Source organism: Streptomyces syringium (assembly GCF_017876625.1).
Lineage (GTDB): Bacteria > Actinomycetota > Actinomycetes > Streptomycetales > Streptomycetaceae > Streptomyces > Streptomyces syringius.
The window spans coordinates 6,874,734-6,888,671 of the sequence record NZ_JAGIOH010000001.1 but is presented as its reverse complement, the minus strand read 5'-3'; the positions used below and the strand labels follow the sequence as shown (position 1 = coordinate 6,888,671).

9 protein-coding genes are annotated in these 13,938 nt (G+C 72.1%); 5 read left to right on the top strand and 4 right to left on the bottom strand.

The annotated features are described in order from the left end of the window. Nucleotides 1-2 precede the first annotated feature (2 nt). Genes fabD through JO379_RS30150 form a run of 4 tightly spaced genes read right to left on the bottom strand, consistent with a single transcriptional unit; the run spans nucleotide 3 to nucleotide 8,147 of the window. The gene (gene fabD, locus JO379_RS30165; protein ID WP_245381589.1) at nucleotides 3-3,269 is read right to left on the bottom strand and encodes an ACP S-malonyltransferase; all 3,267 of its coding nucleotides are present in this window, start codon (nucleotides 3,267-3,269) and stop codon (nucleotides 3-5) included. Then, nucleotides 3,266-4,267, bottom strand: coding sequence for a methyltransferase (locus JO379_RS30160; protein ID WP_209517903.1), 1,002 nt, complete (start codon nucleotides 4,265-4,267; stop codon nucleotides 3,266-3,268). The genes fabD and JO379_RS30160 overlap by 4 nt, the downstream gene beginning before the upstream one ends. Nucleotides 4,268-4,293: 26 nt before the next feature. Beyond that, on the bottom strand, nucleotides 4,294-7,380 hold the full coding sequence (locus JO379_RS30155; RefSeq protein WP_209517901.1) for a non-ribosomal peptide synthetase: 3,087 nt from the start codon (nucleotides 7,378-7,380) through the stop codon (nucleotides 4,294-4,296). After that, entirely contained in the window at nucleotides 7,377-8,147 is a 771-nt protein-coding gene (locus JO379_RS30150) for a hypothetical protein (RefSeq protein WP_130881026.1), read from the bottom strand. The genes JO379_RS30155 and JO379_RS30150 overlap by 4 nt, the downstream gene beginning before the upstream one ends. A gap of 593 nt (nucleotides 8,148-8,740) precedes the next feature. On the opposite strand from JO379_RS30150, the gene JO379_RS30145 reads away from it, so the two are divergent. From JO379_RS30145 to JO379_RS30125, 5 genes are all read left to right on the top strand, one after another. Continuing rightward, the gene (locus JO379_RS30145; protein WP_207304027.1) at nucleotides 8,741-9,547 is read left to right on the top strand and encodes a serine/threonine protein kinase; all 807 of its coding nucleotides are present in this window, start codon (nucleotides 8,741-8,743) and stop codon (nucleotides 9,545-9,547) included. Nucleotides 9,548-9,631: 84 nt separating this feature from the next. Then, nucleotides 9,632-11,137 (top strand): serine/threonine-protein kinase, encoded by a 1,506-nt coding sequence (locus JO379_RS30140; protein ID WP_242626377.1) that lies wholly within the window; start codon nucleotides 9,632-9,634, stop codon nucleotides 11,135-11,137. Between the two features lie 229 nt (nucleotides 11,138-11,366). Continuing rightward, a complete protein-coding gene (locus tag JO379_RS30135; RefSeq protein ID WP_209517899.1) occupies nucleotides 11,367-11,846 on the top strand; it encodes an RICIN domain-containing protein in 480 nt (159 codons plus the stop codon). 23 nt (nucleotides 11,847-11,869) lie between these two features. Beyond that, nucleotides 11,870-12,877 (top strand): hypothetical protein, encoded by a 1,008-nt coding sequence (locus JO379_RS30130; RefSeq protein ID WP_209517897.1) that lies wholly within the window; start codon nucleotides 11,870-11,872, stop codon nucleotides 12,875-12,877. Between the two features lie 43 nt (nucleotides 12,878-12,920). Continuing rightward, nucleotides 12,921-13,901: an alpha/beta hydrolase-fold protein gene (locus JO379_RS30125; protein WP_207304028.1), complete on the top strand. Its 981-nt coding sequence runs from the start codon at nucleotides 12,921-12,923 to the stop codon at nucleotides 13,899-13,901. Nucleotides 13,902-13,938 lie beyond the last annotated feature (37 nt).

Below are 13,938 nucleotides of genomic sequence, written 5' to 3'. Positions count from 1 at the left end.
GGTCAGAGTGCCGGGCGGGCGACCGCGGCGGCCTCGGTCATCAGACGGTCGGCCAGCTCGTCGGCGTGGCGGTCCCGCCAGGCGTGCAGCGGCGTGTGCGCCAGCCAGCGGTTGCACGCGCCCAGCGCCGGTCCGCAGGGGATCTGGTAGTCGGCGGCGCGGCCCTGCGCCCCGTCGATCGCCCAGGTGCTCGCCTGCGCGCAGTACCAGCGGAAGACCAGCGCCATGCGTCGCTTGGGGTCGAGCGCCGGCTCGGCGGAGCGGCCGAGGCGGGCGTAGACGTCCTCGAAGGAGGCGCCCAGGTAGTCGCGCTCCACCTTGGACCGCACCGCCGCGGGTACCGCGTCCCAGGAGTCGTAGTTGCGCCACAGGTCGTACAGCTTGCCCGCGCGGGCGTGGAAGAGCACGCCCTTGCGCAGCACGCGGGCCCGGCCGCCCAGTTCGAACAGGTCGCCGTAGGGCGCGAACGCGGTGTCGTGCACGTCGGCGTCCTGGAGCAGGTCCTTGGCGGCGGCGCTCATCCCGCTCTCGGCCGTGCAGAGGTTCACGGAGCCGGTCAGGACGAAGTCGGCGCCCAGCACGAACGAGGCCGCGGCCGACTCGGGTGCGCCGATGCCGCCGCCGGCCCCGATGCGCGCCCCTTCGGCGACGCCCCCGAGCTCCGTGCGGAGCCGGCGCAGCGCGGGCAGCAGTGCCCACAGGGTCGCGAGGTCGGAGTGGTCGCCCGCGTCGCCCACCGCGCAGACGTCGTCGGCCAGCGCCACGCGCTCCCCGGCCGCCGCCTCCTCGGCGGTCAGCAGGCCCTCGGCCACCAGCTGCCGTGCCAGTGCGGCGGGCGGCGGGGAGAGGAACAGACGGGCGGCGTCCGGGCGGGTCACCTTCGCCAGGAGCTTGCGGGGCACGTGCACCGTGCCGTCGGCGAGGACCCGGGCGCCGGTCAGTCGGTGCCGGACGAGCGCGGGCGTCACCTCGACATGGGTGGCGGCCTCCACGAACCGGACGTCGTGGCGGACGAGCACGTCCACCAGGTCGGCCTCGGCGCGCGGGTCGAAGGGGTCGTGCGTGACGTTGACCCCGAACGGCGCTCCGGCCGGGACGCGTTCACGGATGCGGGCGACCGCCGTGGCCACGTCGGTGGCGGCGAGGCCCGAGGCGCCGAAGTAGGAGAGCAGACCGGCCCCCGCCATCCGGGCGACCAGGTCGACCGAGCTGATGCCGCGGCGCATCCCGCCCGCGGCATAGGCGAGGCGGACCCCGTAGTCGCGCCGGAAGGCCTCCGACCCCAGCGACTCGGGGCGCGGGCTCGCGGGTTCGGTGCGGACCGGCGCCGGCTGCCGCGGTGCGACGGGCGCGGAGGTGTCCGCGGCCGGCAGCGCGGTCGCCTCGGTGCGTACCCGGGCAATGAGCTTGGTCAGCACCTGCCCGGGGCCGAGCTCCCGCACCCGGAAGTCGCCCTGTCCCATCAGGAGCCGGATGCTGTCCGTCCAGCGCACGGGGGAGGCGATCTGGCGGCGCAGGGTGGCGGCCACCTCTCCCGCCTCGTAGGGCCGGGCGTCGACGTTGCTGATCACCGGGATCTTCGGTGCCGCGAAGTCGGTGGCGTCGAGCAGCCGCCCGAACTCCTCGGCGGCGGCCGCCATGTACCGGCTGTGGAACGGCGCGCTGACGTTCAGCGGCGCGCAGCGGGCTCCGGCGTCCTTCAGCAGGGGAAGGGCCCGGTTGACCGCCTCCGCGGGACCGGCGATCACCGTCTGGGTCGGCGCGTTGTAGTTGGCGATGTCGAGCTCGGCGAGGCCGTTGTCCCGCAGGACCCGCTCGACGAGCGCGGCGTCGACCGCCGAGACGGCGGCCATCGTGCCGCCCGTGACCTGTCCCATGAGCCGGCCGCGCTCGGCGACCAGGCGCAGCCCGGTCTCGAAGTCGAAGACGCCGGCGGCGAACAGGGCGGCGAACTCGCCGAGGCTGTGTCCGAGGACGTAGTCCGGCAGCCGCCCGCCCTCGCCGACGGCCGCGAGCCAGGTGAGGGAGTTGACGACGTACAGCGCGGGCTGGGTGTACCGCGTGTCGCGGAGGTTGCGGCCCGGGTCCTCCAGGCACAGCTCCCGGATCGAGTAGCCGAGCACGGCGTCGGCGCGGGCGACCAGGTCGGGGAAGCGGTCGAACACCTCCCGGCCCATGCCCTTGGCCTGTGCGCCCTGCCCGGGGAAGACGTAGACGTCGAGCGTCCGCCCGCCGGGGGCGGGATGGTCGGGCGTCACCGCGGGTGCGCTCACGGGTTTCACCTCGGTTCGTCGTGCGGGGGCGGCGGGGGCCGCCAGGAGGGGCCGGGTGTCGAGGACGGCCCGGTACAGCACCTCGTCACGGGCGTACGGGGACAGCAGGGGCAGGACCTTGGACCGGCTGCCCTCCGGCAGGGCCGCGCGCACCAGGTTGGCCATGGACCCGGACGGCCCCAGGTCGAGGAAGAGCAGGTCGTCCTGTGCGAGCAGCGGGCCGAGGGCCCGGGTCAGGTCGAACGGCTCCCGCAGCACCTGCCACAGGTGGGCCGGGTCCGGCAGGTGCACGGCCCCGCCGGTGGTGCCGGAGATCAGCGGGAGCGTGGCGGGCTTCATGGCCAGTTGGCCGATGAGGTCCTTGAACGGGCCCTCCACCGGGTCGATCAGGGGCGAGTGGAAGGGGAACAGCACGGGCAGCCGCTGGCAGAGCGTGCCGGTGGCGGTCAGGTGCCGCTCGATGCGGTCCAGGTCGTCGGCCGTTCCCGCCAGGACGAAGTTGTCCGGCGAGTTGACCGCGGCCACGTGCGCCGTCGCCAGGACGGGATCGCGCCGGGCGAGACCGACGTCGGACAGGACCGCGAGCATGCCCCCGCGGGGGCACTCGGCCTCGAACAGGTCGACCTGGCGCAGCAGGGAGCGCAGGCACTCCCGGGGGTCGACCACGCCCGCGACGGCCGCGGCGGCGACCTCGCCCAGGCTGGCGCCGAGCACCGCACCGGGTGCGAACCCGTGCGACCTCAGCATCTCCGCCAGGGCGTACTCGACCATGAAGATCGCCGGCTGGGTGAGCGCGAAGCGCGTCATCGGCAGCTCGGGGCCGTGACCGCCGCCGTGGATGGCCTCGATCACCGAGTCGCCGCGTACGTCACGGACGACCGCGTCGAGGGAGTCGAGGGCGTCGCGGAACACGGGGTCGGCTCCGTACAGCCACTTGCCCATGCCGTGGTACTGCGAGCCCTGCCCCGCGAACAGGAAGACGGGCGTGAGCATCATCCGGCACGCAGGGAGGACTCGAGGACCTTGTGCCCCGTCGGCAGCTGCGCCACGGACTCCACCGTGAAGCCTGCCTCCTCCAGGGCGCGGCGCATGCCCGCCTCGTCCAGGCCGATGGTGCCCTCGTCGCAGGCCACCGCCTGGAACATCGCCCGCCAGCCGTCGATGTCGTTCTCCACCAGCGGCTCCACCACCAGCAGCCGGGCGCCGTCGGCGCTGTCGGCCATCGCGGTGGCGACGGTGCGCAGGATGCGGACGCAGTTGTCGTACGTCCAGTCGTGCAGCACGTTCTTCAGCAGGTAGCGGTCGGCGCCCGCGGGGACCTCGGCGAAGAAGTCGCTCGGCGTGAAGGTGATGCGTTCGAGGACGCTCTGGTCGGTGACCCGGTCCAGGGCCTCGTGACCGCGGGCGCAGACGCTGGCCCGGTCGGCGACGGTGCCCCGCAGGCCGGGGTGGGCGGCCAGGAGGCCGGGCAGCAGGCCACCGCTGCCGCCGCCGACGTCGACGACGGTCTTCCCGCCGCTGAAGTCGTGGGCGCCGAGCAGGCACTGGGCGACCGGCACGGCCAGGTCGATCATTCCCTGGTCGAACAGCTCCGCCGTCTCGGGGTGGTTCTCCAGGTAGCCGTAGAGCGACTGCCCGAAGACCTCCTGGAAGCCCGACCGTCCCGTCTTGACGGTGTGCATCAGTCCGCCGAAGGCGTCGTCGTACAGTTCGGCGGCGAGGATGGCGAAGTGGCGCTGGGTCATGGGGTGGTCGGCGCGCAGCGGGGCGTAGGCCTCGGACAGCCGGAACTTCTCCCCGTCCCGCTCCAGCACACCGGGCACGGTGAGCATCTGCAGCAGGCGGTGGAGCACGTCCGGGTCGGTCTCGGTGCGCTCGGCGAGCTCCGCGGACGACATCGAACCCCCGTCGAGGATGTCCGCTATCTCCAGCCGGGCGGCGACCGCCAGGGCCCGGGCGAACCAACCGCTGACGGCGAGCTTGAGGATTTCCATGGGATGACTCTCTTTCACAGGTCCCGTCAGGCGAGCCGGCGCAGCCGGTCGACCAGCGCGGCAGGGGTCGGGGTCTCGAACACGTCGGTCAGGGCGAGCCGGACGCCGGTGATGTCCTTGATCCGCTGGGCGAGCGTGACGGCCAGCAGGGAGTGTCCGCCGTTGGCGAAGAAGTGGGTACCGGCGTCCACGTCCTGGCGTTCGAGCAGTTCGGCGAAGAGGCCGACGACGGTCGTGGTGAGGTCGTCGTCGCCCGCGCCGGCCGCGTCGCCGCCGGCGGCCGGGCCCCGGTGCCGCGCCGCTTGTTCGGCGAGGGCCAGGTAGTCGACCTTGTCGCTGCCGGTCCGGGGGAAGGTGTCCACGGCGATGAACTGGTGCGGTACCACCGAGCGCGGGAGCTGCCCGCGGGCGTGGTCCCAGAGCTCGGCCGCGGCCTCGGGGCGGCCGGGCATCCGGACGAACGCGGCCAGGGAGCCGTCGGCGCTCGGATCGCCGACGACCACGACGGCCGCGGCCTCGACGTCGGGGTGGGCCAGCAGGACCGCCTCGACCTCCGCCAGTTCGATCCGGTTGCCGCGCAGCTTGACCTGCCGGTCGACCCTGCCGAACAGGTCGATCCGGCCGTCCGGCCGCCAGCAGGCCACGTCACCGGAGCGGTGGAACCGTCCGTACTCGGCGTTCTCGCCGAAGCGTTCCGCGGTCAGCTCGGGCCGCCCGTGGTAGCCGGAGGCGACGCCCGTGCCCGCGACGCAGAGCTCGCCCCGGAGGCCGACCGGAAGCGGCCTGCCGTGCGGGTCGGCGATGAAGATGCGGGTGTTGGCGATGGGCGAGCCGACGTCCACCCGCCCGCCGCGGTCGGCGCTCATGCGTCCCGCGGTGGCCCAGATCGTGCTCTCGGTGGGGCCGTAGACGTTCCACAGCTCGGCGCCGGCCGCGAGCAGCGTGGCCGCCAGTTCGGCGGGCAGGGGTTCGCCACCGGTGAGGATGGTGCGTCCGGCCAGCGTCTCGGCGGCGTCGCGGGCGACGAGCCGCCAGGTGGTGGGGGTCGCCTGGAGCAGCCCGATGTCGTGGGCGGCCACGGCGGCGGCCAGCAGACCGCCGTCGGTCCGCGCCTCGTCCGGGATGACCACCGTGTGCCCGCCGTGCAGCAGCGGCATCATCAGTTCGAGCGAGGAGGTGTCGAAACTGTAGGTGCTGAGCCAGCCCGTGGGGCGCGTCGATCCCGCCACGCCGAACCGGTCGGCGTAGTCGACGATGTGGTTGACGAGGCTGCGGTGCCGGATCGGGATGCCCTTGGGCTTGCCGGTCGATCCGGAGGTGTAGATCACGTAGGCGAGGGCGTCGGGTTCGGCCGCCGCTGCCGCCGCGACGTCCACCGGCGCGTCGGGGACGTTCTCCCAGTCGGCGGCGGGCACGGTGGCGCGGCCTTCCGGAGCCGTGATCCCCGCCCCGGCTATCACGGTGCGGGCACCGGCGTCGTCGAGCTGGTACGCCAGCCGCTCCGCGGGGTGGTTCGGGTCGAGCGGCAGATAGGCGGCGCCCGCGAGCCAGGTGCCGAACACCGAGGCGGCCAGCGCCGCGCCGCGCGGCAGGAGCAGCGCGACGACGTCGCCGGGTCGCACACCGGCGGCGGTCAGCCGGGCGGCGGTGTCGACGGCGGCGGACCACAGCGTGCCGTACGTCGCCGTGCGGTCGCCGTCGCGGACGGCCACGGCCGTGGGGTCCTTGGCGGCGCGGTCGGCGAACCCGGCGAGTACCGACGGGGTTTCGATGACGCGGTCCGTGGCGTTGGCTGCCTCGATGACCGCGTGGTCCCGCGGCGACCAGACCGGCAGCGCGGCGAGGGGGGCGTCCACCGAGGCGCCCAGGGCGACCAGCAGGGCGTCGTAGCGCTGGACCATCAGCTCGACGTCCGACCGGTCCAGCACGCCGGTGTAGAACACCGCGCGCACGGTGGCCGTGTCCTTGTTGGCCGACACGAAGAACTCGAGGTCGAACTGGCTGAAACCGTTCTCCACCACGATGAGTTCGGCCTCGGTGCCGGCGACGGTGAAGGTGCGCTGGTCGTCGACGAAGGGCACGTAGTTGAACACGTGCTTGAACAGGCCGTTGCGCCAGCCGGAGCCGTCGCGCTCGACCATGTCGAGGACGTCGTCGGCCGCCACGTCCTTGTGCGCCATGGCCTCCATGAACGTCCGCCGGGTCAGGGCGGTGAGGTCCCGGAAGCTCGCGTCCGACTCGAGCAGCAGCCGCAGGGTGACGAGGTTGCTGTGGTAGCCGACCGTGTCCACCGCCTCGCGGGGGCGGGTGTTCACCGGGGAGCCGATGGTCAGGTCGGGGCCGGCGCCGTGAGCGGCGAGGAGCACCGCGTAGGCGGTGAGGAGGACGACCGATTCCGGCGCCCGCAGCTCGCGCTGGAGGCGGCGCACCACCGCATGGGCCTCGGGCGACAGGACGTGGGTGACCTCGTCGCCCTGGAGGGTGGTGACCGCCTGTTCCCGCTGCTCGCACCGGAGTTCCAGCCCCGAGGAGCGGAACCCGGCCATCTGCTCGCGCCAGTACTCCCGGCTCGCGTCCGACGGTTCGGGTTCGTGCCAGGCGGGCACCTCGGCGGGCACGGGCGGCTCGCCGGCGGCACACGCCTCGTAGAGGGACACGAACTCGGCGCGCAGGATCGCCGTCGACTGGACGTCCGACACGGCGTGGTGGACCGCCAGGCACAGGACGTCCCCGTCCTGCCCGTGCAGCAGCAGCGCCCGCAGGAGCGGGCTGCCGTCCGTGGCGAACGGCCTGGCCACGAAGGCCGTCAGGACGGCTCGTTCACCGGCCTCGTCCCCGTGGTGGTCCGCTTCCTCCAGACCGACGGCCAGGGACGGCACGACGGACTTGGTCAGTCCGGTGTCGTCGCGGTGGAACACCGTCCGCAGCACCTCGAAGCGTGCCGGGAGGAGCTGGAGGGCTTGCGCGACGGCGGCGCGATCGAGCCGGCCGCGCACCCGGACCGCGAGCGAGAGGTTGCTCGCGCCGCTGTCCGGGACCAGCTCGTCGAGCAGCCAGAGGGTGCTCTCCTTGCGGGTCGGACGGACGTGGCCGTCGGGAAGAGCGAGACTCACGCGTGGGCCCCCGGGCGGTCGGCCAGGACACCGGCCACCGACTCGGCGACGGCGGGGGTGCGCAGCAGGTCGCGGTGCTCGACCTCGAAGCGCCGCTCGTCCGCGACCTCGATGGGGGCGATGCCGGGCGTGGCGCGCAGACGGTTCAGTCCGCTCTGCTCGCTGGCGGAGGTGATCACCGTGGCCCGCGCCCAGCCGGGACGCGGGTCGAGTCCGGCGGCGGTGGCGAGGTAGGCCATGAACGAGCCGACCAGCTGGACCAGTTCGCCGGCGTAGTCCTCGTCCAGTCCGGCGCGTCGGAGCGCCGCGGTGCCGATGGGCCGGAAGGCCGCGTAGAGCCCGGCCGCGAATTCGGCCGGCTCGATACCGGGCTTCGCGACGAGTTGCTCCGCGGCGCCGGTCAGCTCACTGATTTCCTCGGCCGTCAGAACGGTGGTCATATTGCCGATCACCCGCCCGAACTGGAGGTGAACGGTGGGTACATCGACCAGCTCGGGGTCGAAGACGACCACGAGGGGAGCGGTGGACTGGCGCGCGGCGATCTTCTCGGCGAGCACGCCGGCGAACACCGAGCCCGCGCAGTAACCCAGTACCGCGCGGACCGTCCGTCCGCTCGCCGCGACCTCCGAGAGCCAGGGCTCGAGGTACGCGTCGTCCAGGGCGTCCGTCTCGGGACTGCGGACCGGGGCGACCGTCTGCCACAGGGCGCAGTCCAGTCGGAGACCGGGCGCCAGATCGGCGAATCCACCCTCGTTTCGGCCGGTCACCGGAAAATCGGCGGCGAGCACAATGTCGGTGTCAGCTCCTGAATCGAGCACGACATTCCACACGGTGGGGCTGGGCATATGAATTCCCCCGAATGTCAAAAAGTCTTCGGCTAATTCCTCGACCATGTCCGGTCAGGCCAGGCTGGATCCTAGGGGCAGGCAATCCGCTCTGTCCACAGCAAACGATCATGGACCGAACCGGGACAGACCTCACGGAACCCACCGAGTGGATTTGAGCCACGGCCGATGAATTTCAGACATGCAGTGAGGGAGTTTCGGACATGCGGCCATCGCATTTCGGCCGCGTTGACCAGCGGGTTCGCCGGGAAACACCGGTCCGGCCGCGCAAACCGGGACTTCACGGCGGACGGCCGTCGGCACCCGGTGGAAACTCCGGAATGTCAGTTTTTGCGGCGTGACGGACCCCATACGTACAGTTGGCGACGCCCGCTCCATCGGTCGTTACCGGCCACCTGTCACCGGTCATCCGCCCGCCGCCGGGCCGGCCAACAACCGGACCGGGCCCGGGGGGCGCATGTGTAACGTTCGGCGTGCGTGGCAGCCGTTGCTGCCGGGGGTGTGAGGAGGGGGCAGTGAGCGGGATAGTGGTCTATCTGCCGCAGGAGAGCGGCGTCGCCGGCGGGGGGCCGGGCGGCGAAGCGGTGACGTTACGGCTCGGCCCGGGGGAAGTGGCGCGCTTCGGGCGGGGATCGGCGACGACCCCGGTCGAACTCCGCCTCGCCGGCGAGGCGGTCTCCCGGCTGGCGGGAGAGATCCGGGTGACCGACGATCATTGGCAGCTCAGCAACCACAGCACGACCCAGAGCTATGTGGTGGAGAACCCCGAGGGGGCCGGGGAGTATCTGCGCGTGCCGCCGCGACGGGCCGGAGCACCCATCCCCTTCGAGTTCTCCCGGGTCGTGCTGCCCGCACGCCACGGCACCACGGTCGCCTTCCAGGTGTTTGCACCCGACCACGTCTACATGGACCCGCACGAGACGGGCGGTCCCTGGGGAAGCCGCACCGTCACCGCCTACTCCCTGGACGAGACGGCCACCTACTTCCTGGTGCTGGTCGCGCTCTGCGAACCGCGGCTGCGTGACGAGTCGGCGGTCGCGGTGCCCACCACTCCCCAGATCGTCGAGCGGCTCCGACCGCACGCCGCCTGTGGCCGGCTGACGGCCCGGGCCGTCAGCTCGCACATCGACTACCTGGCCGGGGAGAAGATGCGCATCGGCGCCCCGGCCGGGAGCGAACCCGGCAGGGAAGCGCGCCGCAACGGCAAGCGGGAGGCGATCGTCGGACTCGCCCTGCGCTTCGGGCTCGTACGGGAGGAACACCTCGCGCTGTTGCCGGCCCGGACCGGGGCGGGTCCGTGGGGGCGGGAGACGGTGGGATGAGACCGACAGGACGCAGACCCGGACGAAGAACCACGGGCAGCGGCAGCGCACGGCGGTACACCCTGCGGACCGGAGGGGGAAACGGTGCGGGGTCCGGCCGGCTCATCGGGGGATGAGCGCACACCACCGCTGCCCCCTGGCTACCGCGTAGGCGACTGGGAGGTCACCGAGCCCATCGCGTCGGGCGGCTGGGGAACGGTCTACGCGGGGCGGCCCGTCGACGGCGACGCGAAGCTGACAGCAGGTCAGGAAGATGTCGCGCTCAAGTTCTTACCGACCGAGGGGCTCGCACCGCGGCAGGCCCGCAGGGTCGCCGAAACCGCCCGCCGCGAGGTGGAATTCGGCCTCCGGGCCCGCCACCCCAGGCTGATCCGTCTGCTGGGCTCCCTCGTGCTCAGCGACCCGGGCCACCCGTTCCTGGACGGCGCGATCGTCCTGGTCATGGAGCGGGCCGCCCACAGCTTGCGGGATCTGCTCGCTGAGGAACTCGAGACGGAAAGGGACGAAGCCGAGGGCGCCCGGCTGATCACCGAGATCTGCGAGGGCCTGGCCCATCTGCACCGCAGCGGCTGGGTGCACGGCGACCTCAAACCGGACAACGTCCTGATCATGGCCGACGGTTCGGCCAAGCTGTCGGACTTCGGGCTCGTCACCGAACTGACCGGCACCCGCGGCACGCACGGGTACGGACCCCCGATGGGCACGTTCGACTACCTCCCGCCCGAGCGCTGGAAGGCCCCGCTCGGCGAGCACGGCGTGCAGGTCCGGCCGAGCGTCGACATCTGGGCCCTGGGCATCATGATCCACGAGATGTTCACCTCGGGCGCCTCGCCGTTCCCCGGTGCCACGCCGGTCTCGCGCGCGGCCACGGCACAGGAGTACGCCGACGGGCGGGCGCCGTTGCGCATGGACGATGCCGTGCCGCCGTTCTGGCGGGCGCTGGCCGCCGACTGTCTGGCACCGACCCACGACGCGCGGGCCGCGCACACCGCGGAGAGTCTGCTGGCACGCATCGCCGCCCGGCAGGACACGGCACCGGAGCCCGCCGACGAGGCGGGCGGCCAGTCTCCCTCCGAGGCCGCCCGCCGTCCGGCAGGCCGGCGCGGAAGAACCCGCGCCGCTCTGGTGGCCCTCGCGGTGTGCGGGGCCCTCGCGGCGGGCTGGTGGTACGCCGCGCGCGACGGCGGTTCCGCCCCGCCGGACGGAACCGGCGGGCACGCCGCCACGGCATCGGCCGACACGGAGTCCGGCGCCGCCGGCCGCGTCCGCGTCTTCAACTCCGAACCCTCCTGCGGTGACCGCAAGGACCGGAACCCGGAGTGCAGTCTCGGCCTGGCGATCGACCCCTTGCGGCCGTACACCATCGACAACGTCGTACCGACCCGGGTCTGGCACGGTGACGTCCTCGCCGTCGACTGCCAACTCCCCAAGGGGGTGCCGATCGTCGACGAGGTGGGCACCTGGTCCGCCCAGTGGTTCCGGGTCCGTCTCCGGTCCGGCTCGACCCGGTCCACGGCATGGCTGCCCGCCGTGCGGACGAAGGACCGTCCCACGGTCCCCCAGTGCCCGCGCCCCACGCCCGTTCACTGACACACCGCTCCTTGCCACACCCCTCCTTCGACGCCTTCGACTCGACGGTGATCGCAGGGATCCACCGCACACAGAGCTCTATCGCGGATCGCCGGGCGCCGTCACCCCGGAAGGTTCCGGGTGCCGTATCGCGATGCCCCACGACTACCTTGCGGCCCGTCGGTCCCCGGACCGCGCTCACACGTGACACGACTCGTACAGGGGGAACGAAACAGTGCACCTGCGCAGCATGAGAACGCTCCTGTTCGGCGGGGTCCTCGCCGTCACCGCCCTCGCCCCGGCGCCGGCCGCCCTGGCCACCGCACCGCCCACCGCACCGGCCGTCGCCGCGGCCCCGGCGCGCGCCGACGATGCCGTCCAGTCCTTCAGGAACCAGGCCACGGGCCGCTGCATCGACGACACCGACAACGGCTTCCGCACCTGGAGCTGCAACGGCTCCACTCCCCAGAAGTGGTCCATACACGTCTGGGGCGACGGAACCCGCCAGTTGAAGAGCATGAACACGGGCCGCTGCGTCGAGGACACCGACAACGGTTTCCGGACCGTCGCCACCTGCGGCTCGCAACCGGAGCAGAGCTGGTGGATCAAGGTCTGGGGTGACGGCACCGTCCGCTTCCAGAACCAGGCCACGGGCCGCTGCATCGACGACAGCAGCCTGGGCTTCCGGACCTGGGCCTGCAACAACACCCCGTACCAGAGCTGGTCCTGACCACTGCTTCTCAGGGGGCAGTCATGAGATCACTGATCCTTCAGCGGGTGACCAGAGCGATGGCGCTGACGCTGGCAGCGCTCGTCGCCACGGTGACCCTGGCACCGGCCGCGAGCGCGTCGGACACGGACGGGCCGATCGGGCGGGGCGAGGTGATGGACCGCGCCTGGTCATGGATCGCCGAGCGGGTGCCGTACAGCCAGAGCGGCTGCCACCGCAACCAGTTCGGCTGCTACCGCCCGGACTGCTCGGGCTATGTGTCGATGGCGTGGAACCTGGGCTCGTCCCTGAACACCTGGAGTCTGTGGAACGTCACCTCCGAGATCCCGGCGGCCGATCTGCAAGCCGGTGACGCCCTGTTGCGGGACGCGGGCGGCACGGACCATGTGGCGCTGTTCGTCCGCTGGGCCGACGCCGCCCACACCCAGCCGGTGGTACGCGAGACGTACGACTTCGGGCACGTGCCCGAGGAGCGGGTGTGGGGCGACGGCCTCCGGGGGTTCTCGCCCCGCCGGTACCACCGTCTGGACGACCTGATGCCCTACGGCGCGATCAGGGTGAAGTACGACGGCATGGGTGGCCTGGGCAGCGCACTGGGGCCGCCGGTCACGGGCGAGCGCGATGCCTTGATGGGCGGGCGGTTCCAGCAGTTCCGGAACGGAATCATCATCTGGCATCCGGACGAGGCCTACGCGATCTACGGTGACATCCTGAAGAAGTTCTGGGCCACGGACTCGGAACGGCGCTGGGGCTTCCCCACGATGGACGAGGCCGAGGCCGCAAAGGCACCCGACGGGACCCGCGGCCGGTACCAGTTCTTCGAAAAGGGACTCTTCCTCTGGTCACAACAGACCGGCGCCCACACGGTCCACGGAGAGATCTACAAGGCCTTCCACACCGCCGGCCACGAAGCGGTGCTCGGCTACGCCGTGACGGACGAGATGGACGAGCCGGGCGGCAGAGCCCAGAAATTCCAGCAGGCCACCATCCACTGGAACCCCGCCAAGGGGACGTGGATGACGAACAACTGACGCGTTATCACTCCCTTACTCCCCTTTCGACCAGGAGGTCATGATGAGCGAACAGCGCCCTTCCCGTAGAGGTGTCCTGAAGGCCGCCGGCGGATTGTCCGCGGCGATGGCCCTGGGCGGCGGGACCGTCCTCGGGGCGGCGTCGTCGGCCAGTGCGGCCGGTGACGGTCACGGACTGCGCATCGTGGAGGCGGGCGAGAGCGACCCCCGCATGTGGTACTACCGCTTCGAGACCGCGGCGATCGGCTGGAAGCCCGCCGTCAACGTCCTGCTCCCCGACGACTACCACCACAGCGGACGCCGCTACCCCGTCCTGTACCTGCTCCACGGCGGCGGGGGCGACTTCATCGAGTTCGACCGCCTGCCCGAGGGGGGCATCCGGGCGTGGACCGCCGGCAAGCCCATGATCGTCGTGATGCCCGACGGCGGGCGCACGGGCTGGTACTCCAACCCGGTCACCTCCTTCGTGGGCCCCCGGAACTGGGAGCACTTCCACATCCAGCAACTGATTCCGTGGATCGACGACAACTTCCGGACGTACAACGAGTACGACGGCCGCGCCGTCTCCGGGTTCTCGATGGGCGGCTTCGGCGCGCTGAAGTACGCAGCCAAGTACTGGGGTCACTTCGCCTCGGTGAGCGCCCATTCCGGCCCGGCCAGCCTGCGCGGTCGCGGTGACATCATCGTGCACTGGGCCAACGCGACCTCCGCACTCGACCTGGGCGGCGGCACCGTCTACGGCGTGCCCTGGGACCAGAACAGGGTCAGCGCCGACAACCCGTGCCAGCGCGTCGAGAGTTACCGGAACAAGCGGGTCTTCATGGTCGCCGGTACCAGCCCCGAACGCATCTGGGACCGGCTGAACGAGGTCAACGTGCTCGACACCCAGCGGGAGTTCCGCGGCCTGCTCGACCGGGCCGGCATCCCGCACGAGTCGCACGAGCGGGACGGCGGCCACTGGGTCCGCCCGGACCTTTTCCGGCACGATCTCGACGGCATCATCGGCCGTCTCCGCAAGGCGTAGGACCGGCCGGGCGCGACGCCCCTGGGTGGTGCTGCTG